General features: G+C 57.2%; 24 protein-coding genes. 23 read left to right on the forward strand and 1 reads right to left on the reverse strand.

The window, feature by feature from the left end; genetic code table 11:
• Positions 1-54: 54 nt before the first annotated feature.
• From aroC to ypjB, 20 genes are all read left to right on the forward strand, one after another.
• A complete protein-coding gene (gene aroC, locus NST29_RS07270; RefSeq protein ID WP_033021220.1) occupies positions 55-1,221 on the forward strand; it encodes a chorismate synthase in 1,167 nt (388 codons plus the stop codon).
• Positions 1,222-1,223: 2 nt separating this feature from the next.
• Positions 1,224-2,324, forward strand: a complete 1,101-nt coding sequence (aroB, locus tag NST29_RS07275; protein ID WP_033021222.1) for a 3-dehydroquinate synthase — start codon at positions 1,224-1,226, stop codon at positions 2,322-2,324.
• Positions 2,321-2,713: a chorismate mutase gene (gene aroH, locus NST29_RS07280; protein WP_033021225.1), complete on the forward strand. Its 393-nt coding sequence runs from the start codon at positions 2,321-2,323 to the stop codon at positions 2,711-2,713. Before aroB ends, aroH begins: the two co-directional genes overlap by 4 nt.
• 497 nt (positions 2,714-3,210) lie before the next feature.
• Positions 3,211-4,737 (forward strand): anthranilate synthase component I, encoded by a 1,527-nt coding sequence (gene trpE / locus NST29_RS07285; RefSeq protein ID WP_033021228.1) that lies wholly within the window; start codon positions 3,211-3,213, stop codon positions 4,735-4,737.
• A complete protein-coding gene (trpD, locus tag NST29_RS07290; protein ID WP_033021231.1) occupies positions 4,731-5,750 on the forward strand; it encodes an anthranilate phosphoribosyltransferase in 1,020 nt (339 codons plus the stop codon). The genes trpE and trpD overlap by 7 nt, the downstream gene beginning before the upstream one ends.
• Complete coding sequence (gene trpC / locus NST29_RS07295; RefSeq protein ID WP_033021232.1) at positions 5,743-6,543, forward strand: indole-3-glycerol phosphate synthase TrpC; 801 nt, start codon at positions 5,743-5,745, stop codon at positions 6,541-6,543. Before trpD ends, trpC begins: the two co-directional genes overlap by 8 nt.
• Positions 6,506-7,159 (forward strand): phosphoribosylanthranilate isomerase, encoded by a 654-nt coding sequence (locus NST29_RS07300; protein ID WP_033021235.1) that lies wholly within the window; start codon positions 6,506-6,508, stop codon positions 7,157-7,159. Before trpC ends, NST29_RS07300 begins: the two co-directional genes overlap by 38 nt.
• A 100-nt stretch (positions 7,160-7,259) precedes the next feature.
• The gene (trpB, locus tag NST29_RS07305; protein ID WP_033021236.1) at positions 7,260-8,474 is read left to right on the forward strand and encodes a tryptophan synthase subunit beta; all 1,215 of its coding nucleotides are present in this window, start codon (positions 7,260-7,262) and stop codon (positions 8,472-8,474) included.
• Positions 8,452-9,276: a tryptophan synthase subunit alpha gene (gene trpA, locus NST29_RS07310; RefSeq protein ID WP_339232863.1), complete on the forward strand. Its 825-nt coding sequence runs from the start codon at positions 8,452-8,454 to the stop codon at positions 9,274-9,276. Before trpB ends, trpA begins: the two co-directional genes overlap by 23 nt.
• Positions 9,277-9,291: 15 nt before the next feature.
• The gene (gene hisC, locus NST29_RS07315) at positions 9,292-10,389 is read left to right on the forward strand and encodes a histidinol-phosphate transaminase (protein WP_339232864.1); all 1,098 of its coding nucleotides are present in this window, start codon (positions 9,292-9,294) and stop codon (positions 10,387-10,389) included.
• Positions 10,390-10,472: 83 nt separating this feature from the next.
• Positions 10,473-11,576, forward strand: coding sequence for a prephenate dehydrogenase (locus NST29_RS07320; protein ID WP_061912315.1), 1,104 nt, complete (start codon positions 10,473-10,475; stop codon positions 11,574-11,576).
• A 49-nt stretch (positions 11,577-11,625) separates the two neighbouring features.
• Positions 11,626-12,909: a 3-phosphoshikimate 1-carboxyvinyltransferase gene (gene aroA / locus NST29_RS07325; RefSeq protein WP_033844948.1), complete on the forward strand. Its 1,284-nt coding sequence runs from the start codon at positions 11,626-11,628 to the stop codon at positions 12,907-12,909.
• Between the two features lie 269 nt (positions 12,910-13,178).
• Positions 13,179-14,435: a tetratricopeptide repeat protein gene (locus NST29_RS07330; protein ID WP_033021305.1), complete on the forward strand. Its 1,257-nt coding sequence runs from the start codon at positions 13,179-13,181 to the stop codon at positions 14,433-14,435.
• 56 nt (positions 14,436-14,491) lie between these two features.
• Positions 14,492-15,025 carry a ReoY family proteolytic degradation factor gene (locus NST29_RS07335; protein ID WP_033021302.1) on the forward strand — a complete coding sequence of 178 codons (534 nt, stop codon included), beginning with the start codon at positions 14,492-14,494 and terminating at the stop codon, positions 15,023-15,025.
• 89 nt (positions 15,026-15,114) lie between these two features.
• Complete coding sequence (locus NST29_RS07340; protein ID WP_033844066.1) at positions 15,115-15,570, forward strand: YpiF family protein; 456 nt, start codon at positions 15,115-15,117, stop codon at positions 15,568-15,570.
• A gap of 142 nt (positions 15,571-15,712) precedes the next feature.
• Positions 15,713-16,222: a ubiquinol-cytochrome c reductase iron-sulfur subunit gene (locus tag NST29_RS07345; protein WP_033021821.1), complete on the forward strand. Its 510-nt coding sequence runs from the start codon at positions 15,713-15,715 to the stop codon at positions 16,220-16,222.
• Between the two features lie 3 nt (positions 16,223-16,225).
• Positions 16,226-16,900 carry a menaquinol-cytochrome c reductase cytochrome b subunit gene (gene qcrB / locus NST29_RS07350; protein WP_033021820.1) on the forward strand — a complete coding sequence of 225 codons (675 nt, stop codon included), beginning with the start codon at positions 16,226-16,228 and terminating at the stop codon, positions 16,898-16,900.
• A gap of 51 nt (positions 16,901-16,951) precedes the next feature.
• On the forward strand, positions 16,952-17,716 hold the full coding sequence (locus tag NST29_RS07355; RefSeq protein ID WP_033021819.1) for a menaquinol-cytochrome c reductase cytochrome b/c subunit: 765 nt from the start codon (positions 16,952-16,954) through the stop codon (positions 17,714-17,716).
• 78 nt (positions 17,717-17,794) lie between these two features.
• Complete coding sequence (locus NST29_RS07360; protein WP_033021824.1) at positions 17,795-18,400, forward strand: DUF1405 domain-containing protein; 606 nt, start codon at positions 17,795-17,797, stop codon at positions 18,398-18,400.
• 266 nt (positions 18,401-18,666) lie between these two features.
• Entirely contained in the window at positions 18,667-19,455 is a 789-nt protein-coding gene (gene ypjB / locus NST29_RS07365; protein WP_033021818.1) for a sporulation protein YpjB, read from the forward strand.
• A 213-nt stretch (positions 19,456-19,668) separates the two neighbouring features.
• Here the strand turns inward: ypjB and NST29_RS07370 are convergent, their stop codons facing one another.
• On the reverse strand, positions 19,669-20,538 hold the full coding sequence (locus tag NST29_RS07370; protein WP_033019555.1) for a YitT family protein: 870 nt from the start codon (positions 20,536-20,538) through the stop codon (positions 19,669-19,671).
• A 159-nt stretch (positions 20,539-20,697) separates the two neighbouring features.
• On the opposite strand from NST29_RS07370, the gene NST29_RS07375 reads away from it, so the two are divergent.
• The 3 genes from NST29_RS07375 to mgsA are packed head-to-tail and all read left to right on the forward strand — an operon-like array spanning position 20,698 to position 22,290.
• The gene (locus NST29_RS07375) at positions 20,698-21,033 is read left to right on the forward strand and encodes a nucleotide pyrophosphohydrolase (RefSeq protein WP_033019586.1); all 336 of its coding nucleotides are present in this window, start codon (positions 20,698-20,700) and stop codon (positions 21,031-21,033) included.
• Positions 21,030-21,824, forward strand: coding sequence for a 4-hydroxy-tetrahydrodipicolinate reductase (gene dapB / locus NST29_RS07380; protein WP_033019557.1), 795 nt, complete (start codon positions 21,030-21,032; stop codon positions 21,822-21,824). The genes NST29_RS07375 and dapB overlap by 4 nt, the downstream gene beginning before the upstream one ends.
• A gap of 31 nt (positions 21,825-21,855) precedes the next feature.
• Positions 21,856-22,290, forward strand: a complete 435-nt coding sequence (gene mgsA / locus NST29_RS07385; protein ID WP_033019560.1) for a methylglyoxal synthase — start codon at positions 21,856-21,858, stop codon at positions 22,288-22,290.
• Positions 22,291-22,293: the final 3 nt, after the last annotated feature.

The following is a 22,293-nucleotide window of genomic DNA, read 5'->3' on the forward strand; positions in this document are numbered from 1 at the left end:
ATTTATGATATATTTTTACTCAAACGCGTTAAAGATCTGAAGGGAGAGACGAAGGTGCGGTATTTGACAGCAGGGGAATCGCACGGCCCGCAACTGACGGCCATTTTGGAAGGAGTGCCGGCCGGTCTAGAGCTGCGCGCCGAGCATATCAATCAAGAATTGGCGCGTCGGCAAAAAGGGTACGGGCGCGGCCGGCGTATGCAGATCGAAAAAGACGAAGTGAACATCACCGCTGGCGTCAGGCACGGCAAAACGCTCGGTTCGCCGATCGCGCTCGTCGTCGAGAATCGCGATTTTAAACATTGGCAAACGATTATGGCAGTTGAACCGGTGGATGACGAAGCGGAAGTGAAGCGGAAAGTGACGCGTCCGCGGCCGGGGCATGCCGATTTAAACGGCGCCCTGAAATACGGGCATCGCGATATGCGCAATGTGCTCGAGCGTTCGTCAGCGCGCGAAACGACCGTGCGTGTCGCCGCCGGGGCGGTGGCGAAGCGCATTTTGCAAGAGGTCGGCATCCGCGTCGCTGGCCATGTCATCGAAATCGGCGGCGTGCGCGCCAAGAAGCTTGATTATCGTTCGCTGGAGGAATTGCAGGCGGTGACGGAAGAGTCGCCGGTGCGCTGCTTTGACCCGGAGGCAGGGCAAAAAATGATGGAAGCGATCGATCAAGCGAAGAAAAACGGCGATTCGATCGGCGGCATCGTGGAAGTGATCGTTGAGGGCGTTCCGGCTGGAGTCGGCAGCTATGTCCATTACGACCGGAAGCTTGACGCCAAAATCGCCGCGGCGGTCGTCAGCATCAACGCGTTTAAAGGCGTTGAATTCGGAATCGGCTTTGAAGCGGCGCGCCGTCCGGGAAGCGAAGTGCACGATGAGATCGTTTGGAGCCCGGAAGAAGGTTTTTCGCGCCGCACCAACCGGGCGGGCGGCTTTGAAGGCGGGGTGACGACCGGGATGCCGATCGTCGTTCGCGGGGTGATGAAGCCGATCCCGACGCTGTATAAACCGCTGCAAAGCGTTGACATCGACACGAAAGAACCGTTTGCGGCCAGCATCGAACGGTCGGACAGTTGCGCCGTGCCGGCGGCGAGCGTCGTTGCCGAGGCGGTCGTTGCTTGGGAAGTGGCCGCGGCGATCGTGGCGCAATTCGGGCAGGATCGGATCGACTTGATCAAGGAAAACGTCGAGCGCGCCCGGCGTTACGCGAGGGAGTTTTGACGATGATCGAGCGAACGATCAAAACGGCGACGAAACAATATCCGCTTTTTTTAGGGGATGGCGCGGCCGGTGCGCTGCCAAGTTTGCTGCGGTCGCTCTCTTGCCCGCCTGGAACGAAGCTGCTGATGGTCACGGATGAGGTTGTGGCGTCGTTGTATTTGGATGAGGTGCGGTCGTTGCTCGTCGCTGCCGGTTATGATGCCTCGGCCTTTGTCATTCCGAGCGGCGAGGCGGCCAAGTCGTTTGAGAATTATTACGCCTGCCAAACGGCAGCGCTCGAGTTTGGCCTTGATCGCCGCTCGATCATTGTTGCGCTCGGCGGCGGCGTTGTCGGCGATTTGGCCGGATTTGTCGCCGCCACCTATATGCGGGGCATCCGTTACATCCAAATGCCGACGACATTGTTGGCCCATGACAGCGCCGTCGGCGGCAAGGTCGCCATCAACCATCCGCGCGGAAAAAATATGATCGGCGCTTTCCATCAGCCCGAGGCCGTGGTGTATGACACCGCGTTTTTGCGCACGCTGCCTGAGCGTGAACTCCGCTCCGGATTTGCCGAGGTCATCAAACATGCGCTCATCCGCGACCGCTGCTTTTACGAGTGGCTGCGCGCCGAAATCAAGACGTTGTCTGACTTGCGCGGCGAGAAGCTCGTTTATTGCATCGAAAAAGGCATTGACATTAAGGCGGCAATCGTGCGCGAAGATGAAAAAGAGACCGGGGTGCGCGCTCATTTGAACTTCGGCCATACGCTCGGCCATGCGCTAGAGAGCGAGTGCGGGTACGGCGCGCTCACCCACGGGGAGGCCGTGGCGATCGGCATGTTGTTTGCCGTGCTAGTTAGCGAACGCTTCTACGGCTGCTCGTTCGCCGCTGAGCGCTTGGACGAGTGGCTGGCCGGATACGGCTTCCCGACCGCGCCGCCGCCAACGGTTCAGCCCGTCCGTCTGCTTGAACGAATGAAGGGCGACAAAAAGTCATACGCCGGGACGGTGAGAATGGTGCTGCTCCGCGCGATTGGCGACGTGGAAGTAGCGGAGCTGGAGGATGGCCGCCTGCTCGCATGGCTTGAGGAGTTTGTCCGACAGGGGGGAGGGCGATGATCCGCGGCATTCGCGGGGCGATCACGGTCGAACAAAACGAGGCGAACGAAATCGTAACGGCGACAGAAACGTTGTTGCGCGAGATGATCCGCGCCAATGATGTCGCCGCTGATCACGTGTCCTTCGTGCTCATTTCCGTCACTGATGACATCGATGCGGCGTTTCCGGCGCAGGCGCTGCGGCGAATTGACGGTTGGACGTATGTGCCGGTCATGTGTACAAGAGAAATTCCAGTGCCCGGCTCTTTGCCGCGCTGCATTCGCGTCATGATGACGGTGGCGACCGAGAAGCGGCAGCATGAGATCCACCATGTGTATTTGGGAGAGGCGGTCGGGCTGCGGCCCGACTTATCCGATCGTGAAAGCCGCTTCGGAGAATGTCAACGTTGACAGAAAAAACAGAAATGTAATATAGTGAAAATAACTTCTTTGCCCGCCTAGAAGGCCGATGAAAAACCGCTGTCAACACCAAGCGGCGGCTTTTCAAAGAAAGCTGATTCGGCAAGGGTTCTCTCATTGAGAAACGGATGGGATCAGCAGCACTTTACACGAAATCCCCGTCTTTCTAGATGGCTTGGTGAAAAACGGTTGTTTCTTTTGAGCAATGGGGAGCGTTTGAAAGACGATCTTGATGCGACAAGGAGAAACGAGCTTGATAAGCGGCTTGCTCCCTTAAATCCCCGGCCTTCTAGGCGCGGGCGGTGGAAGCAGAGCATGAGCAGAGAACGAGCGCAGGGTAGATGAGAATGAGCGAGTTTAGCCGAGGTGAGGTTGCTTTGATTGGCGATCATCTGCCCAAAGACGACCGTCTTTGGGCTTTTCTTTCCTCACATTTCGCCTCATAAACCCTCATTCTCCACCCGGCTGTCCGGAGGGGAGGAGAAGAGATGTCTACCGATGAGTTGGCCGCTTTTTTGGCGGATGCCGACAAGTTTCACACCATTCCGATCGTGCGCAAATTTTTGGCCGATGTCATCGAACCGCTTGGCGTGTTTCACAATTTGCGTGATGAAGCGGTGTTTTTGCTCGAAAGCAAAGATGATGAATCGCCGTGGGCGCGTTATTCCTTTATCGGTGTTTCTCCGTTTTTGACTCTTGAAAGCGAAACGGGGGAGACGTTTACAGTCAAGGACGAAACCGGCATGGAGCGCATGACGGCTCCGACGCTGAAAGAGGCGTTTCAGTGGGTCGAGCGGACGCTCGCTGTCAAGCCGCTTGTCGGGGTGGCGCCGTTTGCTGGCGGCGCGGTCGGGTTTTTAGCCTATGATTTGATTTCTGCCATCGAAAAAGTGCCGCGCCATCGCCATCGCGATGTCGCCATGAAAGCCGCTTATTTCGTCTTTTGCGAGTCGCTGTTTGTCTTTGACCATCAAAAACGCGAACTTTCCCTCATTCACTACATTCGGTTGAACGGCGGGGAAACGAAACAAGAACGAATCGAAGCATACAGCGCCGCAAAGAAGCGGCTTGACGCTTTGGCGGCGAAAGCGGCAAGAGAGCAAAGCGAGCGGCTGCTGCTGCCGGCGGCGGAAGAAGTCAAAGGCGCCGTTTCGTTTGCTGGGGTGGTGTCCAATTACGACAAAGATCAATTTTTGCGCGATGTTGAAAAAGTCAAGCAATATATCGCCGCCGGCGACGTGTTTCAAGCGGTGCTGTCGCAACGGTTTTCCGTGCCGGTGCAAGCGGGTGGATTTCCCATTTACCGCCTGCTCCGCCATATCAATCCGTCTCCGTACATGTTTTACTTTCGCATGGATGGAACAGAAATCGTCGGCAGCTCGCCGGAAAAGCTTATTCAAGTGCAAAAGCGGCGCGTCGAAATCGACCCGATCGCAGGGACGAGGCGGCGCGGCCGGACGCCGAAGGAAGATGCCGCGCTTGCTGATGAGCTGTATCGCGACCCGAAAGAGCGGGCCGAGCATTACATGCTCGTCGATTTAGCGCGCAACGATATCGGCCGCGTCGCGAAGTTCGGAACGGTCGAAACGCCGGTTTTGCTGGAGATCGGGAAGTTTTCGCATGTCATGCATTTGATTTCCAAAGTCGTCGGGGAGCTGAAGGACGACGTTCATCCGATCGATGCCCTGCTTGCCGCATTTCCGGCCGGGACGGTCAGCGGGGCGCCGAAAGTGCGGGCGATGCAAATTTTGCAGGAGCTCGAACCGACTGCCCGCGGGCTGTACGCTGGGGCGATGGCTTACATCGGCTTTGACGGCAACATCGATTCTTGCATCGCTATTCGGACGGCGGTCGTCAAAGACGGCTGCGCTTACGTGCAGGCGGGCGCCGGGATCGTCGCTGACTCGATTCCGGAACTCGAATGGAAAGAGACGCGCAATAAAGCTAGCGCGTTACTAAAGGCGATCGAACAAGCGGAACGATTCGTTGTCAAGGGGGAGAGGACCGTATGCTAAAAGAGCTGCTTGGAAAGTGCGCAGAAGGGCAAACGCTGACCGAAGCGGAAGCGTACGCGGCGATGAATGCGGTGATGGCGGGGGAGGCGACCGCCAGCCAAATCGCCAGTTTGTTGTCGATGTTGCGCGTGCGCGGGGAGACGGTGGATGAATTGGTCGGGTTTGTGCGGGCGATGCGCGATCGAATGACGGCCATTGACGCCGGTGATGAGGTCATTGACACGTGCGGCACAGGCGGAGACGGCGCGGCGACGTTCAACGTCTCCACCGCCGCCGCGATCGTCGTTTCTTCGCTCGGGGTCAAAGTGGCAAAGCACGGCAACCGCGCCGTCTCATCGAAAAGCGGCAGCGCCGATGTGTTGGAGCGGCTTGGCATCGATATCCAATCGTCGCCGGAGGCCGCCAAGCGGGCGTTGGATCAAACAGGATTGGCGTTTTTGTTCGCTCCGCTGTATCACGCGGCGATGAAACACGCGGCTGGGCCGCGGAAGGAAATCGGCTTCCGCACGGTGTTCAATTTGATCGGCCCGCTGGCCAACCCGGCGCGCTGCAAGCGGCAAGTCATCGGCGTTTCCTCGACCGATTATGCGGAGAAGCTGGCCGAGACGATGCGCCGCCTTGGTTCCGAACACGTCTTGTTTGTCACCGGCCGCGATGGTCTCGATGAATGCAGCATTGCGGCGGAAACCGATGTCGTCGAACTGAAAAACGGCGAGATCCGCCGTTTCGTCATCGCCCCGGAAGATGCCGGTCTTCCGCGCGGCGCGCTCGCCGATGTGCAAGTGCGCAATCCGGAAGAAAGCGCCGCCCTGCTTCAGGCCGTTATGGAAGGGACGGCTCCAGCCAGCGCCGTAAACATGGTGGCATTGAATGCCGGCGCCGCTCTGTACGCCGCCGGCAAGGCCGAAACGATCGCCGCCGGGACGGCGATGGCAAAAGACGCCATTTTGTCCAAAACCGCCTACGCCCAGCTGGAGCGGCTGCGGACGAAGGAAGTGGTGCACGATGCTTGAACAAATCTTAGCGACGAAGCGAAGCGAACTGGACACATTCGTATGGCCGGAACCGCTGCCACAACCGAAGCGCCGCTCGTTTGCGGCGGCGCTCCGACGGCCGCGGCGGGCGCTCGGGTTGATCGCCGAGGTGAAAAAAGCGTCGCCGTCAAAAGGCATCATCCGCGCCGATTTTGATCCGGTCGCCATCGCCAAAGCGTATGAGCGCGCCGGGGCCGACGCCATCAGCGTGCTGACGGATGAACGATATTTCCAAGGGCACCGCCGCTATTTGCAAGCGGTCAAAGAAGCGGTCGACATCCCGGTGCTGCGCAAAGATTTTATCATCGACCGACGGCAGGTGGAGGAAAGCGCCCGGCTTGGGGCCGATGCCATTTTGCTGATCGGCGAGGCTCTTTCTGTTGACACGTTGGAGTCGCTTTATCGAGAAGCGTATGACCGTGGGCTGGAATGTTTGGTCGAAGTGCACGAGAAAGAAACGCTAGAGCGCGTGCTTGAACGGTTTACGCCCGAAGTGGTGGGCATTAACAACCGGAATTTGCGCACGTTTGTGACGACGCTTGAGGCGACCAAAACGCTTGCCCCGCTCATTCCGTCATCGTGCGTCATCGTCAGTGAAAGCGGGATCGGCTCTTACAGTGATGTAAAGACGGTGGAATCGTATGGGGCGCAGGCCATGCTCGTCGGTGAATCACTCATGCGCCAGCCGGATGTGGAGCGGGCGGTTTACCGGCTGTTTGGAGAGGGAGATGAGAATGATCCGCTTGAAATACTGCGGAAACCGATCCCGTGAGGACGTGCAGGCTTCCTTGGCAAGCGGGGCTGACTATCTCGGTTTTATTTTTGCTGAGAGCAGGCGGAAAGTGTTGCCCGCGGAAGTGAGATGTTGGCTCGACGGTCAGGCGCTCGGGGCGAAACAGCTTGTCGGCGTGTTTGTCAACGCCCCGGTCGAACGGATCGCGGCCGTCGTCCGCGAACTCCCGCTCCATATCATTCAATGCCACGGGCGGGAGGATCGAGCGGAGCTGGCCGCGGTGAAAAAAGCGGTGCGCCTCCCGGTCTGGAAGGCGATTCACCATGGTGACGGAGCGCTTGCAGCGATGAAACAGTATGCCAGCCTTGCCGATGGCTATGTCGTTGACAGCCGCGTCGCCGGCGCATGGGGGGGCACGGGCGTCACTTTCGATTGGGAGGCGGTGCCGCGTTATTTGGAAGAGGCGGCGCGCCAAGGCGTGCCGTGCTTTATCGCCGGCGGCATCACTCCGGACAATGTCGAACGGCTTGCGGCCTATCGTCCTGACGGCATCGACATTAGCAGCGGCATCGAAACAGACGGCCGCAAAGATCCGTCCAAGATGAAGCGAATCGAACACAAGGTCAAACGATGTTGCGGGGAAAAAGGGGAGTGACGGGAGCCCGTGCCGCGAGGCGAAACCGCGCCGCTGCGGCAACGGCCCGTTAGCAGGCGGCTTTTTTCCTGCGGACAAAAACGAAAAGAAGGTGGCTTCGATGAGGGAACACGTTCCAAATGAATACGGCCGATTCGGCGATTTCGGCGGCAAATTTGTTCCGGAGACGCTCATGCGTCCGCTTGAGGAACTGGAAGCAGAGCTTGACCGCGCGTTAGCCGACGAGTCGTTTCAGAGCGAATATGTGCGCATTTTGCACGAGTATTCCGGGCGGCCGACGCCGCTGACGTTCGCGCCGAATTTGACAGAATGGGCGGGCGGCGCGAAAATTTATTTAAAGCGCGAAGATTTAAACCACACGGGCGCCCATAAAATTAACAACGCCATCGGTCAGGCGCTTTTGGCGCGGCGGATGGGTAAAAAAAAGCTGATCGCCGAAACCGGCGCCGGGCAGCACGGGGTAGCGGCGGCGACCGTGGCCGCACACTTCGGCTTGGATTGCATCGTCTTTATGGGGGAAGAGGACATAAAGCGGCAAGCGCTGAACGTGTTTCGCATGAAGCTGTTAGGCGCTGAAGTCGTGCCGGTGTCAAGCGGCAACCGGACGCTGAAAGACGCGACGAACGAGGCGATCCGCTACTGGGTCGCTCATTGCGATGACCACTTTTATATGATCGGTTCGGTCGTCGGTCCCCATCCATATCCGAAAATGGTGCGTGAATTTCAGCGCGTGATCGGCGATGAAGCGAAAGAACAGGTTCTCGCCCGCGAAGGAAAGCTTCCGGATGTGATCGTCGCCTGCGTCGGCGGCGGCAGCAACGCCATCGGCATGTTTTACCCGTTTTTGCAAGATGACGTCCGTCTCGTCGGCGTCGAGGCGGCCGGCAAAGGGATCGACACTCCGCACCATGCGGCGACCATTACCAAAGGGACGAAAGGAGTCATCCACGGGGCGATGACGTACTTGCTGCAGGATGAATACGGGCAAATTCTCGAACCGTATTCGATTTCCGCCGGCTTGGATTATCCCGGCGTCGGTCCGGAACACGCGTATTTGGCGAGCATTGGCCGCGTCGACTACGAAAGCGCGACCGATGCGGAAGCGATCGCCGCGTTCCAACTGCTGGCGCAAACAGAAGGCATCATTCCAGCGATCGAATCGGCCCACGCGGTGGCAAAAGCGGTTGAACTCGCCCGCCGGATGACCCCGGATGAGACGGTGCTCGTTTGCCTGTCGGGCCGCGGTGACAAAGATGTGCAGACGATGATGCATCATCTCGGTGGGAAGGAAGGTGAAGGCGTTGTTGTCCGTTAATCCGCCGCTCTTTATCCCGTTTCTTGTGGCCGGCGATCCGACCGCCGCTTTGACCATCGACCTTGCGTTGGCGCTCCAAGACGCCGGGGTGGATGTCCTCGAGCTTGGCGTGCCGTACTCCGATCCGCTCGCCGATGGACCGACGATCCAGCGGGCTGCCGCTCGGGCGCTCGCCGGACAAATGACGCTGCCGAAAGCCATTCATCTCGTTGCCGAGATGCGAAAAAAAGGAGTCAAAATTCCGATTATCATCTTTACGTATTATAATCCTGTGTTACAATTAGGAGAAGAATCCTTTTTTGCTTTAGCGCGGGAAAATGGCGCCGACGGCGTGCTCATCCCTGATTTGCCGTTTGAGGAAAGCGCGCCGCTCCGTCGGCTTGGCGAGCGGTTTGGCCTGCCGCTCATTTCGCTCGTCGCTCCGACGTCGAAGCAGCGGATCGAGCGGATCGCTTCCGCGGCTGAAGGGTTTTTGTACTGCGTCTCTTCACTTGGCGTCACCGGTGTGCGCGAAACGCTGCCCGAGACGCTTGGCGATTTTCTCGGTGAAGTCAAGCGGCATAGCCGCGTGCCCGTTGTCGTTGGTTTTGGTGTTTCCACGCCCGAGCAAGTGGCGGTGCTCAAGCGCGAATGCGACGGCGTTGTCGTTGGCAGCGCGCTCGTCCAGAAAGTCGAACAGCTGCTTGAACGCCTGCAGGCTCCGGGAGAAAAGGAAGCGGCCATCGCTGAGTTTGCGGCCTATGCTCGCGCGCTCGCCGCGCCGCTGCGCGAGCCGTGTTCTTCGCGCGAAAAGTTCCAATGAAGGAGTTGGCGATCGATGCAAGTCAAGGAATCGCTCCGGGGGCTTTCCCCGTACCAGCCGGGAAAATCCATCGAAGAAGTGAAGCGGGAGTACGGCCTTTCCGAAATTATTAAACTAGCTTCCAATGAGAATCCATACGGTTCGTCGCCGGCGGTGAAAGCGGCCATCGCCGCTAGGCTTGACCACCTCGCCTTCTATCCGGACGGTTATGCCCGTACGCTGCGTGAAAAAGTGGCGAAGCATCTCGGCGTCAAGGAAACACAGCTGCTGTTTGGCAACGGTTCGGATGAAGTCGTGCAAATCGTTTGCCGCGCTTTCCTAGAGCCGGGTGCGAACACGGTCATGGCGACGCCGACGTTCCCGCAGTACCGGCACAACGCCGTCATCGAACGGGCGGACGTGCGCGAAGTGCCGCTCGTTGACGGCCGGCACGATTTAGAGGCGATGCTTAACGCCATCGACGGGGATACGCGCATCGTCTGGATTTGCAATCCGAACAACCCGACCGGCACGTACGTGAACGAAACGGAGTTGCGCGCCTTTTTGGACCGTGTGCCGCCGCACGTGCTTGTCGTTTTGGACGAGGCGTACTATGAGTACGTCGCAGCGGCCGATTATCCGCAGACCGTTCCGCTGTTGAACGAGTACGAACAGCTTCTCATTATGCGCACGTTCTCGAAAGCGTACGGGCTTGCCGCGCTCCGCGTCGGCTATGGCATCGCCAACGAGTCGCTCATTCGCGCCATTGAACCGGCGCGCGAACCGTTTAACACCTCCACCATCGCCCAAGCCGCCGCCGTCGCCGCTCTTGACGATCAGGCGTTCATCCGCGTCTGCGTTGAGCGAAATCGGGCCGAGCTTGAGCGGTATTATCGCTTTTGCGAGGAGAACGGCCTGAAGTATTATCCGTCGCAAACGAACTTTTTGTTTATGGAGGTTGGAGTGGACGGCGATGAGGTGTTTCGCTACTTGCTTGAGCGGGGCGTGATCGTCCGCTCGGGGCGGGCGCTTGGCTTGCCGAACGGGGTGCGCATCACCGTCGGCACGAAAGAGCAAAACGATCGCGTGTTTACGCTTCTTTCGGAGATGCTGGGAAAAGCACAGCTCGCCTAGGGGCTTGATGGCGAACTTTCAGAAGAACATGCCTGCCGCTTTTTAAGGCGGCAGGCGCATGTTTACATAAGTAGGTGGGACGATTGGAAGGAAACGTGTTGATTGTCGGCCTTGGCTTGATTGGGGGATCGATGGCGCTCGCCATCAAAAAAGCGCATCCGGAGGCGGTGATCATTGGGTATGATGTCGATGAGCGGCAGCTCGGCCTAGCCCGTTCGCTCAAAGTCATCGATGAGGCCGCCGGTTCATTGACCGAAGCATACGAACGGGCCAATTTGATCGTTTTGGCCGCCCCGGTCATGCAGACAGAGGCGCTGCTCTCCTCGCTGCCGCTTGAGCGGCTGAAGCCGGGCGTCATTGTGACGGATGTAGGCAGCACAAAGCGGCGCATCGTCGAACGGGCGCGCCGCCTGCTTGAGTGCGGCGTAGCTTTCATCGGCGGCCACCCGATGGCCGGATCGCATAAAAGCGGGGTGGCGGCGGCTAGAGCTCATCTGTTCGAAAATGCGTTTTACATTTTGACGCCGACTGAAGAGGTGGCGGTGCAGCGGGTCGAAATTCTGAAACGATGGCTTTCCGGAACGAAGGCCCAGTTCGTCATCTTGACGCCCGAGGAACATGACCGCATCACCGGGGTCATCAGCCATTTTCCGCATTTGATCGCGGCGAGCCTTGTCCATCAGGCGCGCGAGTACGAGTGTGAAAATGCGCTTGTCAGCCGGCTGGCGGCCGGTGGCTTTCGCGATATCACCCGCATTGCGTCGAGCAATCCGGAAATGTGGCGCGATATCTTGATCCATAATAAGCAGGAGATGCTGACGTTGTTTGACCGATGGATGGCGGAGATGGAAAAGTTGCGTTCCTTTGTCGAAGAAGAAAACAGCCCGGCCATTTACCATTACTTTCTAGAAGCCAAGCAATTTCGCGACGGGCTGCCGGCGCGCACGAAAGGGGCGATCCCGTCCTTCTATGATCTGTACGTCGATGTGCCGGATTATCCGGGCGTCATTTCCGAGGTGACCGGCTACTTGGCGAAGGAAAACATCAGCATCACCAACATTCGCATTATTGAAACGCGCGAAGAAATTTACGGCGTGCTTCGTCTCAGCTTTCAAAGCGAGGAGGATCGGGCGCGGGCGAAAGCGTGCCTCGCCCAACATACGAGCTATGCCGCCTATGAGGGATAGCGCGATGCCGCCGATCAAGGCAACGATGAAAGATAGTGGAGGGGTTTTGATGCAGCTGCCAACGAACGTCTCAGCGCTCCGGGGCGCGATTGAAGTGCCCGGCGACAAGTCGGTTTCCCATCGCGCCGTCATGCTTGGCGCGCTTGCTTCCGGGCGGACGGTAATCGAACACTTTTTGCCCGGAGCGGATTGTTTGAGCACCATCGATTGTTTCCGCAAACTCGGCGTTGACATTCGCCAAGACGGGACGACCGTCGTTGTCGAAGGAGTCGGCCCCGGCGGGTTGCGCGAGCCGGCCGCGGTGCTCGATGTCGGCAACTCCGGGACGACGGCGCGCCTTTTGCTCGGCATTTTGGCCGGCCAGCCGTTTCACGCCTGCTTGGTCGGCGATGAATCGATCGCCAGGCGGCCGATGGGCCGGGTGACGAAGCCGCTGCGCGAGATGGGGGCGCACATTGACGGGCGCGAGGGCGGCAATTATACGCCGCTTTCCGTTCGCGGCGGCGCGCTCCGCCCCATTCATTACGCTTCGCCGGTGGCCAGCGCCCAAGTGAAATCGGCCGTCTTGCTTGCCGGCTTGTTCACAGACGGCGTGACATCGGTTACGGAACCGCACCGTTCGCGCGACCATACGGAGCGGATGATTCGGCTGTTTGGAGGCGGGGTCGACGTTGCCGGCTTCACCGTCTCCATAGCGGGTCCGCAGCGCTTAGAGGGGACGCGCGTTTACGTTCCCGGCGACATTTCATCGGCCGCCTTTTTCTTGGTCGCCGGCGCCATTGTGCCAAACAGTGAAATTACGCTGAAAAACGTCGGCTTCAATCCGACGCGGACCGGCATCCTCGACGTGCTTGCGCAAATGGGCGCGGATCTCGCCATTGACAACGTCCGCAACGAGGAGACCGAGCCGGTTGCCGACATAACGGTCCGCACGTCAACACTGCGGGCGGTCGATATTGGCGGCGATCTGATTCCAAGATTGATCGATGAAATCCCGATCATCGCTCTGCTCGCGACGCAAGCGGAAGGGACGACGGTCATTCGCGATGCTGCTGAGCTGAAGGTGAAAGAAACGAATCGGATCGATACGGTCGTGGCCGAGCTGAAAAAGCTTGGCGCCGACATTGAAGCGACCGATGACGGCATGATCATCCGCGGGAAAACGCCGCTGGTGGCCGATGACGCTGTAGTCGACAGCCACGGCGATCATCGGATCGGCATGATGCTCGCCATTGCTGCCTGCATCACGAAAGGCCGGGTCCGCCTTAACCGGAAAGAGGCGGTCGCCGTCTCTTACCCAACGTTTTTTGCCGATCTTCGTTCCTTGTTGTGACCGCCCCCCGCCTCGAGCGGGCGGGCGGTTCTATTTGGCGCTGTTCCCTCATATGTTGTCAATGAGAGGGCGGGTTTCTCCACTTCTTTTTTTTGAAAGCGGATACACGGCGGGCCAATAGCGATCGGTGAGCGGTTTGGTTGCCGAAACGGCCGTTGTCGATTATGATAATGGATGTTCCGGTTGGAACGGTACATAATTTGAACAAGCAAGGGGTCTCAGACCGAAGCGGATTCGCGCTCCTTGCTGCAGGAGAGGGCTGACGAAGCATGACACGCGTCGAACAGATCATTCGGCTTGTGGAAAACGGCCACATCGATCAAGCGCTGGCGCTCGTGCCGAAGGTGAAACAATACGGAAATGATGAGGAAAAGTATGCGCTTGCCGACTATTTGTACGGCTTAGGGATGCCGGAAGAAGCGAAAGAGCTGCTTGAAGAGCTTGCCGCCCGCTACCCGGATGATGGCGATATTCGCCTGTTTTTGGCTGAAGTGTATACGGAATTGGAAGCGGAAGACGATGCGCTTGCCATTTTGGCAGAGATTGGCGAGGACGATCCGCAATTCGTGCGCGCCTGCTTGCTGGCTGCCGATTTGTACGAAATGCAAGGGCTGACGGAAGTGAGCGAGCGAAAGTTGCGCCAAGCCTATGAAAAAGCGCCTCATGAGCCAATCGTGCCATTGGCGCTCGCTGAGCTCTATTTTTCCCAAGGCGAGTACGCGAGAAGCGTGCCGCTTTATGAGCAAGTGCGGAAAACAGGAACGGAGCTGGCCGGCGTCTTGATCGCCGAGCGAATCGCTGAGGCGCTCAGCCGCTCAGGCGAATTCGAAGCCGCGCTTTCGTATTATCAAGAGGCGCTTCGGGAAAAAACGGACAGCCGGACGTTGTTCGCTTATGGGTTCACCGCCTTGCAGGCCGGCTATGCGCAAACGGCCATCGAGCAGTTTAGCGCCTTAAAGGCGCTCGACCCCGACTACAGCCCGCTTTACCTTCACCTAGCGAAAGCGTATGAACAGGAAGGGCGGCTTGTTGAGAGCTATGAGACGGCGCTTGAGGGCATCGGCGTCGATGAATGGAATAAAGAGCTCCGCCTTTACGCCGGCAAACTGGCGCTCAAGCTCAACAAGCCGGAGGAAGCGGAGGAACACTTGAAAAAAGCGCTTGAGATCGATGGGGGCTACATCGAGGCGCTCACCGTTTTATCGGCGCTTTGGCGAAACGAACAGCGCTATGAGGAGGTCGTGTCGCTGTTGGAAGGGGCGATGGCCGATGGTGAGTACGACCCGCAGTTCGAATGGGATTTAGGGCGCGCCAAACACCGGCTTGAGCGGTATGAAGATGCATTAAACCATTACAATGAGGCATATAATTTCTTTAAACACGACATCGATTTTCTCGAAGAGTATGGATATTTTCTCATCGAAGAAGGAAATCGAGCGGCGGCGAGAGAAATATTTCAACAAATCGTTCGCCTCGACCCAACGCACACTGAGGCGGCTGACGTTCTGTTGGATCTGGAGGAGTAGGGGAGAAGCGGTGGCCCAACCTCTTTTTTGGAAACCGATCGAGGGGGAAGCGCACAATGACACACGTGTCCGTCAATGAAAAAAAGGAGTTTATCCGGTGGTTTTTAAGCCATTACCAGTTGAAGCGGCGCGAGTGTGTTTGGATTTTGAACTATTTGATGAGCCATGACCAGCTGATGCAAAAGGTGCATTTCGTCGAGAACGCCCAATATTGCCCGCGCGGCATCGTGATGTCGACCCATTGCGTTGACGATGTGCCGTTTCGGTTTTATAAAGGCAATGTGATGACGACCGATGCGGAAAAGTCGTTTCATGACATTCGGCTGAACCGCGACGAAGATATTTACATTCAGCTCAATTTTCGCGCTTCTTTTCACTCACCGCAATACGTTGCCGTCCTTGAGGAAAACCCGTACGCGCCGAGGCAGGCACAGGTGAGCGAAAACGACCAGCGCCTAGCCGAACAGTTTTTGGAGCGGTCCATTTACGAGTTTCGGCGCGATCGGCTCATGAAATGGATCGATGAAGCGCTCGACCGCCGCGATGAAGAGGCGTTCCGCCGCCTGACGGACGAGTTGAATCAACTGTAGCACCTTGCCATCGGCAAGGTTTTTCTTTTGCCGAAAAATGTGATATGTTGATAACAAGAAATCCACTTTTCGGACAGAGGGGAGCACATATGAAATGGATCAGTGAAGACGTCAACGTGTATGAAAAGGAGCGCGGGTACGTCGATACGGCGCTCGTTCCGCTCCTGCCGCTGGCCTTTGACCAAGAGGCGAAACGGCTCGCCGCCGGCGGGGAGCTGGTCGGGCTTGTCGCCGCTGAAGCCGAGCGGCAGCTCCGCGGGCGGGTGTTTTTGTTGCCGCCGTTTGTATATTTTGTCGATGAACCGCGCTCCGTGCTTCGCGAACGGCTTTCCGATTGGACAAGGCGGCTTGGGCGGGAAGGAATGGCGCATTCTGTCTACGTGACATGCGATCGTTCGTGGCAAGAGGGGGACGAAGCCGACCGCGTTTGGTTCGTTCCGTCCGTTCCGCTCGAAAGCATGGAGGCATCGTACAAGCATGAGCTCATTAGAGAGCAGGCCGCCGGGTTGCTCCGCTTTCTTGTCGGCCGCTGGGCGCAAGAGTAAACACGACAGTCGGACGTTTTGCCAGCTGCGATATTGACCTTGCCGGACGATTGCGCTATCATTAGAATGTCCTAGTTTTCCATATGTGTTATACATACAATCGTCCGGTGCGGACTTGATCTTGCATAGAGGGGGGAGAACGATGAGCGACAACAAACATCGCGTCACGAGACGTCAGTTTTTGAACTACACGTTGACCGGCGTCGGCGGCTTTATGGCCGCGGGGATGCTCATGCCGATGCTTCGCTTTGCTTTTGATCCGCTTTTGAAAGACGAAGCGGGAACGGGTATGGTCGCGGTGGCTGACGTCAAGGAAATCACGACAGAGCCGAAGCGCTTCGACTTCAAGGTCAAGGTGAAAGACGCTTGGTATGAAGCGGAAGAGCCAAGATCTGCTTGGGTGTACAAGGATGGAAAAGGGAACATCGTCGCCTTGTCGCCGATCTGCAAACACCTTGGCTGTACGGTCGACTGGAATACGGACAAAGAGCATCCGAACCAGTTTTTCTGTCCGTGCCACTACGGGCGCTATACGAAGGACGGCACCAACATTCCGGGGACACCGCCGCAGGCGCCGCTTGACCGCTACGAGTACAAAGTGAAAGACGGGAAGCTGTACTTGGGCAAGGCGAAACCGAGAGGGGAGGCGTAATGCGTGTTAAACAAGCTGTATGATTGGGTGGACGAGCGCTTGGATATTACGCCTTTGTGGCGGGATATTGCCGATCACGAAGTTCCGGAGCATGTCAACCCGGCCCACCATTTTTCCGCCTTCGTGTATTGTTTTGGCGGGCTGACATTTTTTGTTACGGTCATTCAAATTTTGTCGGGCATGTTTTTGACGATGTACTACGTTCCGGATATTAAAAATGCGTGGGAGTCGGTGTATTACTTGCAGAACGAAGTAGCGTTCGGCCAAATCGTGCGCGGCATGCACCATTGGGGAGCGAGCTTGGTCATCGTCATGATGTTTTTACATACGCTGCGCGTCTTTTTCCAAGGGGCATATAAAAAGCCGCGCGAAATGAACTGGATCGTTGGCGTATTGATTTTCATGGTTATGATGGGGCTCGGCTTTACCGGCTACCTGTTGCCGTGGGATATGAAAGCGCTGTTCGCGACGAAAGTAGGGTTGAAAATTGCCGAAGCAACTCCGCTTATCGGTCCGGCGATCAAAACGCTGTTGGCTGGTGATCCGGAGATTGTCGGCGCGCAAACGTTGACGCGCTTCTTTGCCATTCATGTCTTCTTCCTGCCGGCGGCATTGCTCGGCTTAATGGCAGCGCACTTCTTAATGATCCGCAGACAAGGCATTTCCGGTCCGCTATGATCCGGTCGGCCTAGCGTTTGCAGGTGACAGAAAAAAGGAGGGAACGACGCAATGCATCGCGGAAAAGGAATGAAATTCGTCGGCGATTCCCGCGTTCCCGCGGTGAAAAAACCGAATATCCCAAAGGATTATTCGGAATATCCCGGGAAAACGGAAGCGTTTTGGCCGAACTTCCTCTTGAAAGAGTGGCTTGTCGGTTCGGTTTTCCTGATCGGGTTTTTATGCTTGACGGTCGCCCATCCGTCGCCGCTTGAGCGGATCGCCGACCCGACGGATACGACGTATGTGCCGCTGCCTGACTGGTATTTCTTGTTCTTGTACCAATTGCTCAAATATTCGTATGCGTCTGGTCCGTATACGGTCGTTGGCGCCATTATTATGCCAGGATTGGCGTTTACTGCATTGTTGTTGGCGCCGTTTTTGGATCGCGGCCCGGAGCGCCGTCCGTGGAAGCGTCCGGTGGCGACAGGCATGATGCTCTTGACGTTGGCGACGATGATTTATTTGACATGGGAAGCGGTCGTCACGCATGACTGGAAAAAAGCGGCTGAACAAGGGAAAATTCGTGCTGAAGTCAAAATTGATACGAACGCGGAAGGTTATAAAATCGCCCAAGCGAATACGTGTACGTCATGTCACGGGCAAAACTTGTCCGGCGGCGCTGGTCCGTCGCTCATCGGCACCGGCTTAAAGCCGGAAGAAATTGCTAAAATTGCTAAGCAAGGAAAAGGGAACATGCCAGCCGGCGTATTTAAAGGGACGGATGAAGAGCTGAAAAAGTTGTCTGAATTCATCGCCGGTTTAAAAGCGAAATAATAGGTTCGGTCCGGAAAAGCTGACTCGCGTTAGTCAGCTTTTTTCGTGCTCGTGCCCAATCGAAGAGAGGTGCGAATGATGGCATGGCTTTATGCGCTGCTCGCTTCCCGGTCGGTCGTTTGGCTGCTGTTTGCCGTTAACGCTGCCGGTACAGCATATGGATATTATTGGTATAGGTATCAGCTGGCCGATACGCCCCCTTTGTTTTTACCGTTTGTGCCTGACAGCCCAACGGCGAGTCTTTTTTTTCTCATCGTCCTCGGCGCTTGGCTGCTCGGCCGGCGGGCGCCGCTGTTCGAAGCGCTGGCCGTGGTGACGCTCGTCAAGTACGGCGTTTGGGCGGTCGTCATGAACGTGCTCGTCTGGCGGGTCACCGGCACGCTTGACTGGGCGGGTTGGCTGCTCATTGTCTCCCACGGGGCGATGGCGGTCGAAGGGATCGTATACGCTCCGTTCTATCGGTTCCGCTGCTCGCATTTGGCGTTGGCTGCCGTCTGGACGCTGCATAATGACATCATTGACTACGTTTTCGGCATGATGCCGCGCTATCAGATGTTGGCGAATTACGCCGATGTCATCGGTTATTTCACGTTTTGGCTGAGCATCGCTTCCCTTGCCGGCGCGTATTGGCTCGGCATCCGTCAGCCGCGCCGTCGGCTCTGTCTGTCCGATCGCGGCGCCTAGCGGAGGTGATGCTCCGGTCGTTCTTTCGGCAAGAACGATCAACTTTTCCGGCTAAGGTTCATGTCGCTCCACCCGCTTGTTTCGCAAATGGAGAAGGGGAGGATCGGTTTTCCCGCTTTCTTTGTTGAGCCGGCGTTGGGCGGCTCTCCGTCCCGCCGGCCGCGGAGGGCTGCGGCGAAAAGACGGGCGGCGCTTTACGACACTTGGCTGGTCTACTCTTGTCCACTCCTTCATACATTGTAGTAGTGAATGGAGGAGGGACGATGATGAAACGAATCGGGCTGGCCTTGCTGTTGTCGCTCGCTTTTTTATGGTCGGTGTCCGTCGATGCGGCGGGGCAACGGAGCGATTGGGAAAAATTAGATGATATTTCCGACGAGGCGCTGCAATTGGCCAAAAATGAGCGCTTCGCTGAAGCGCAAGAAGTGCTCCGCTATTTCTCCGAGCGATTTTTCGCCTTAGAGGCGAAGGAACGATTGAGATCAGCAGATGAACTGCGAGCGGTGACCGTGACGCACGAACAGGCGGTCAGGGCGATGAGCGCGCCGATCCCAGCGGAAGATAAGGTGGCAGCGGTCACCCAATTTCGCCTTGTCGTTGATGCCATCCATTCAACTTACCAGCCGCTTTGGTCGGAGATGGAGCCGGCGGTGATGGAAGCGTTGGCGGCGATGGAAAAAGCGGCGGAGCGCGGCGAAAAAGAGGCATATGCCGCTGCGGTGCGCCAGCTGGTTGACCGCTACACGTTGATCGAACCGAGCGTGAAAATTGACGTTCCGCCCGAAGTAGCGACAAAAGTCGATGACGATCTCGAAGCGCTGCAAGCCGCCGCGTTTTGGCAAGCCGATGAAACGAAGCGGCGCGAGCGGCTTTCGACCGCGCGCCATGATCTTAGGGCGCTGTTTGCCGGAGTGAAAAAGGACGAGGCCGACCCGTCGCTGATTTGGGTCATGATTTCAACCGGCGGAATGATCGTGTTGACGTTAACGTACGTCGGCTGGCGGAAATACAAAGGGGAAAAAGAGGAAAAACGGGCGCGGCAGCCCGAGGAATAAACGGGTGGTTCAAGGGGATGCTCCCGTTTTTTTTTTTTTTTTTTTTTTTGGACGGGGGGAGCAGTTTTTAACAGTGTGGCTGTCGATACGTGTCCTTGCCCTTTTTATGAGGGGCGCAGCGGGTTGGCCGCTTTCGCTCGGCGCGGCGAGCCCAGTTTGCCGGCCGGGAAGGCCCCTTCCGCATGGCTGATCAAGGGAACAGGGCCGATTCGCTCATGGCTCGAGCGGCCGTTTTTGTTCGTCGAGCGTAAACCCTTCGCCGAGCACGTCATGCACGTCGGTGACGGCGACAAACGCGTGCGGGTCGACGGACATAATGACGTTTTTCAAGCGCGGCAGTTCGTTTTTGGCGACGACGCAATACAAAACGTCACGGTCGCGCTTCGTGTACGAGCCGCGCCCTTTGAGCACGGTGACGCCGCGCTCCATCTCCGTCAAAATCCGGTTGGCGATCTCTTCGCTGTTGTCGGAGATGATCGTCGCTCCTTTCGCGGCGTACCCGCCTTCTTGGATAAAATCGATGACCCGGGCGGCGATGAAGACGGCGACCAGCGTATACATCGCTTCCCGGTATGATAAGTAAAGAAGGGACAACGTGATGACCGTGGCGTCAAAGGCGAACATCGTTTTGCCCATGCTGATGCCTTTGTACTTATAGACTAAGCGGGCGATGATATCCACTCCCCCGGTGGTGCCGCCGTAGCGAAAAATGATGCCGAGGCCGACGCCGATGAACACGCCGGCGAACAAGGCGGCGAGCGTCAAATCATGGCGAAGCGGCATATGAATCATGTAGCGTTGAAAGATGGACAAAAATACAGAAACAGCGACCGTGCCGATGATCGTATAGAGAAACGTCTGACGGCCGAGCAGTTTCCAGCCGATGAAAAAGACCGGGATGTTGAGCGCCAAGTTGGTGATGGCCGGATCCAAACCGGACGAAAAATAAAGAAGAAGCGTAATGCCGGTAAATCCGCCTTCCGCCAAATTGTTTTGCATGTTGAAATGGACGAGCCCGAAGGCGAAAATGGCGGCGCCAAGCAAAATAAATACGCAGTTTTTGATCTTGAGTCCAAAAATCATAACGTCCCTCCGTCCGCAAAAATAGTCGGCGCCCTTAATTATAGAGGAACTCATCCATCTAGGCAATGATGAGCGCAAACGGACGGAATGGACAGCGGGCGAAAACATTTGTCAAATGCGCCGCTTTTCGCTAACATGAAAGCAGACGAGGTGAGAGCGATGCAAGAGAAAACGATGAAACAGATGCAAAAAGAAGTGGACGAGTACATCAGCCAATTTAAGGAAGGCTATTTTCGTCCGCTCGCCATGCTCGCGCGGCTGACCGAAGAGCTCGGCGAACTGGCGCGAGAGGTGAACCACTACTACGGGGAAAAACCGAAAAAGGCGACCGAACAAGAAAAAACAATCGAAGAAGAGCTGGGCGATTTGCTGTTTGTGCTCATTTGCTTTGCCAATTCGCTTGGCATTGATTTGCAAGCGGCGCACGACCGGGTGATGGACAAGTTCCGCACCCGCGACCGTGACCGTTGGACGCGGAAGGAGGAAGAGAAATGATTCGCATCGTCATCGCCGGGCCGCGCGGCCGCATGGGCCGTGAAGCGGTGGCGCTTGTGCAAAGAACGGACCATTTTGAACTGGCCGCGGTCATCGACCGTCGTTACGACGGACAAAATTTAGCGGAGATCGACGGATTTTCTGGTGTCGACGCCCCGATTTACACTGATGCGGCTCGCTGTTTTGCCGAAGTGAAGCCGGATGTCTTGATCGATTTGACCACGCCGGAAGCCGGAAAGCGGCATGCCGAGCTGGCGCTGCGCCACGGCGTTCGCCCGGTCGTCGGCACGACCGGATTTACGCCGGACGAGATCGAGCGGCTGACCGAATTGGCTGAGGAAAAAGAGCTCGGCGCCATCATCGCCCCGAACTTCGCCGTTGGCGCGGTGCTGATGATGAAGTTCGCCCGCATGGCGGCCAAATATTTCACGGATGTGGAAATCATTGAATTGCACCATGACCAAAAGCTTGACGCTCCGTCGGGAACAGCGCTGAAAACCGCGCAGCTCATCGCCGAAGTGCGCCCGGAGAAAAAACAAGGCCATCCGGATGAAAAGGAAACGCTCGCCGGTGCGCGCGGCGCCGCCTACGCCGGCATTCCGATTCACAGCGTTCGCCTGCCGGGGCTTGTGGCGCATCAGGAAGTGATGTTCGGCGGCGACGGACAGACGTTGACGATCCGCCATGATTCATTCGACCGCCGTTCGTTCATGTCGGGAGTGAAACTGGCGGTGGAAACGGTCATGCATTTACATACGCTCGTCTACGGGCTCGAACAGATTTTAGACTAGCGCGGACAGCGCCAACGGGGGAGAGGACAAGATGAAAATCGCGTTGATTGCTCACGACCAAAAAAAGGCGGAGATGGTCGCGTTTGTGACCGCCTATGCACCGATTTTGGCGAACCACGAACTGTACGCCACCGGCACGACTGGCTTGCGCATTCAAGAGGCGACCGGTCTTTCGGTTCACCGTTTCCAATCCGGGCCGTACGGTGGCGATCAAGAAATCGGGGCGATGATCGCCCGCAATGAAATGGACATTGTTATTTTTTTCCGAGATCCGCTCACCGCCCAGCCGCACGAACCGGATATTAGCGCGCTGATGCGGCTTTGCGATGTCTATGCGGTGCCGCTGGCGACGAACATCGGGACGGCCGAGCTGCTCATTCGCGCGCTGGAGCGCGGCGATTTGGCATGGCGCAACATCGTCCGCGGCCGGGCGAAAAGTGGGGAGGAACCGGAAACAGAAAGGTGACCG

This window comes from Geobacillus sp. FSL W8-0026 (genome assembly GCF_037966255.1).
Lineage (GTDB): Bacteria > Bacillota > Bacilli > Bacillales > Anoxybacillaceae > Geobacillus > Geobacillus icigianus.

Coding starts and splice junctions, on each gene's coding strand:
- NST29_RS07345 (WP_033021821.1), top strand. CDS start 15,713: ATGAGCGACAACAAACATCGCGTCACGAGACGTCAGTTTTTGAACTAC.
- NST29_RS07340 (WP_033844066.1), top strand. CDS start 15,115: ATGAAATGGATCAGTGAAGACGTCAACGTGTATGAAAAGGAGCGCGGG.
- ypjB (WP_033021818.1), top strand. CDS start 18,667: ATGAAACGAATCGGGCTGGCCTTGCTGTTGTCGCTCGCTTTTTTATGG.
- NST29_RS07360 (WP_033021824.1), top strand. CDS start 17,795: ATGGCATGGCTTTATGCGCTGCTCGCTTCCCGGTCGGTCGTTTGGCTG.
- aroB (WP_033021222.1), top strand. CDS start 1,224: ATGATCGAGCGAACGATCAAAACGGCGACGAAACAATATCCGCTTTTT.
- trpE (WP_033021228.1), top strand. CDS start 3,211: ATGTCTACCGATGAGTTGGCCGCTTTTTTGGCGGATGCCGACAAGTTT.
- NST29_RS07355 (WP_033021819.1), top strand. CDS start 16,952: ATGCATCGCGGAAAAGGAATGAAATTCGTCGGCGATTCCCGCGTTCCC.
- trpB (WP_033021236.1), top strand. CDS start 7,260: ATGAGGGAACACGTTCCAAATGAATACGGCCGATTCGGCGATTTCGGC.
- NST29_RS07330 (WP_033021305.1), top strand. CDS start 13,179: ATGACACGCGTCGAACAGATCATTCGGCTTGTGGAAAACGGCCACATC.
- hisC (WP_339232864.1), top strand. CDS start 9,292: ATGCAAGTCAAGGAATCGCTCCGGGGGCTTTCCCCGTACCAGCCGGGA.
- aroH (WP_033021225.1), top strand. CDS start 2,321: ATGATCCGCGGCATTCGCGGGGCGATCACGGTCGAACAAAACGAGGCG.
- dapB (WP_033019557.1), top strand. CDS start 21,030: ATGATTCGCATCGTCATCGCCGGGCCGCGCGGCCGCATGGGCCGTGAA.
- NST29_RS07375 (WP_033019586.1), top strand. CDS start 20,698: ATGCAAGAGAAAACGATGAAACAGATGCAAAAAGAAGTGGACGAGTAC.
- NST29_RS07370 (WP_033019555.1), bottom strand. CDS start 20,538: ATGATTTTTGGACTCAAGATCAAAAACTGCGTATTTATTTTGCTTGGC.
- aroA (WP_033844948.1), top strand. CDS start 11,626: ATGCAGCTGCCAACGAACGTCTCAGCGCTCCGGGGCGCGATTGAAGTG.
- NST29_RS07335 (WP_033021302.1), top strand. CDS start 14,492: ATGACACACGTGTCCGTCAATGAAAAAAAGGAGTTTATCCGGTGGTTT.
- mgsA (WP_033019560.1), top strand. CDS start 21,856: ATGAAAATCGCGTTGATTGCTCACGACCAAAAAAAGGCGGAGATGGTC.
- trpD (WP_033021231.1), top strand. CDS start 4,731: ATGCTAAAAGAGCTGCTTGGAAAGTGCGCAGAAGGGCAAACGCTGACC.
- NST29_RS07300 (WP_033021235.1), top strand. CDS start 6,506: ATGATCCGCTTGAAATACTGCGGAAACCGATCCCGTGAGGACGTGCAG.
- trpC (WP_033021232.1), top strand. CDS start 5,743: ATGCTTGAACAAATCTTAGCGACGAAGCGAAGCGAACTGGACACATTC.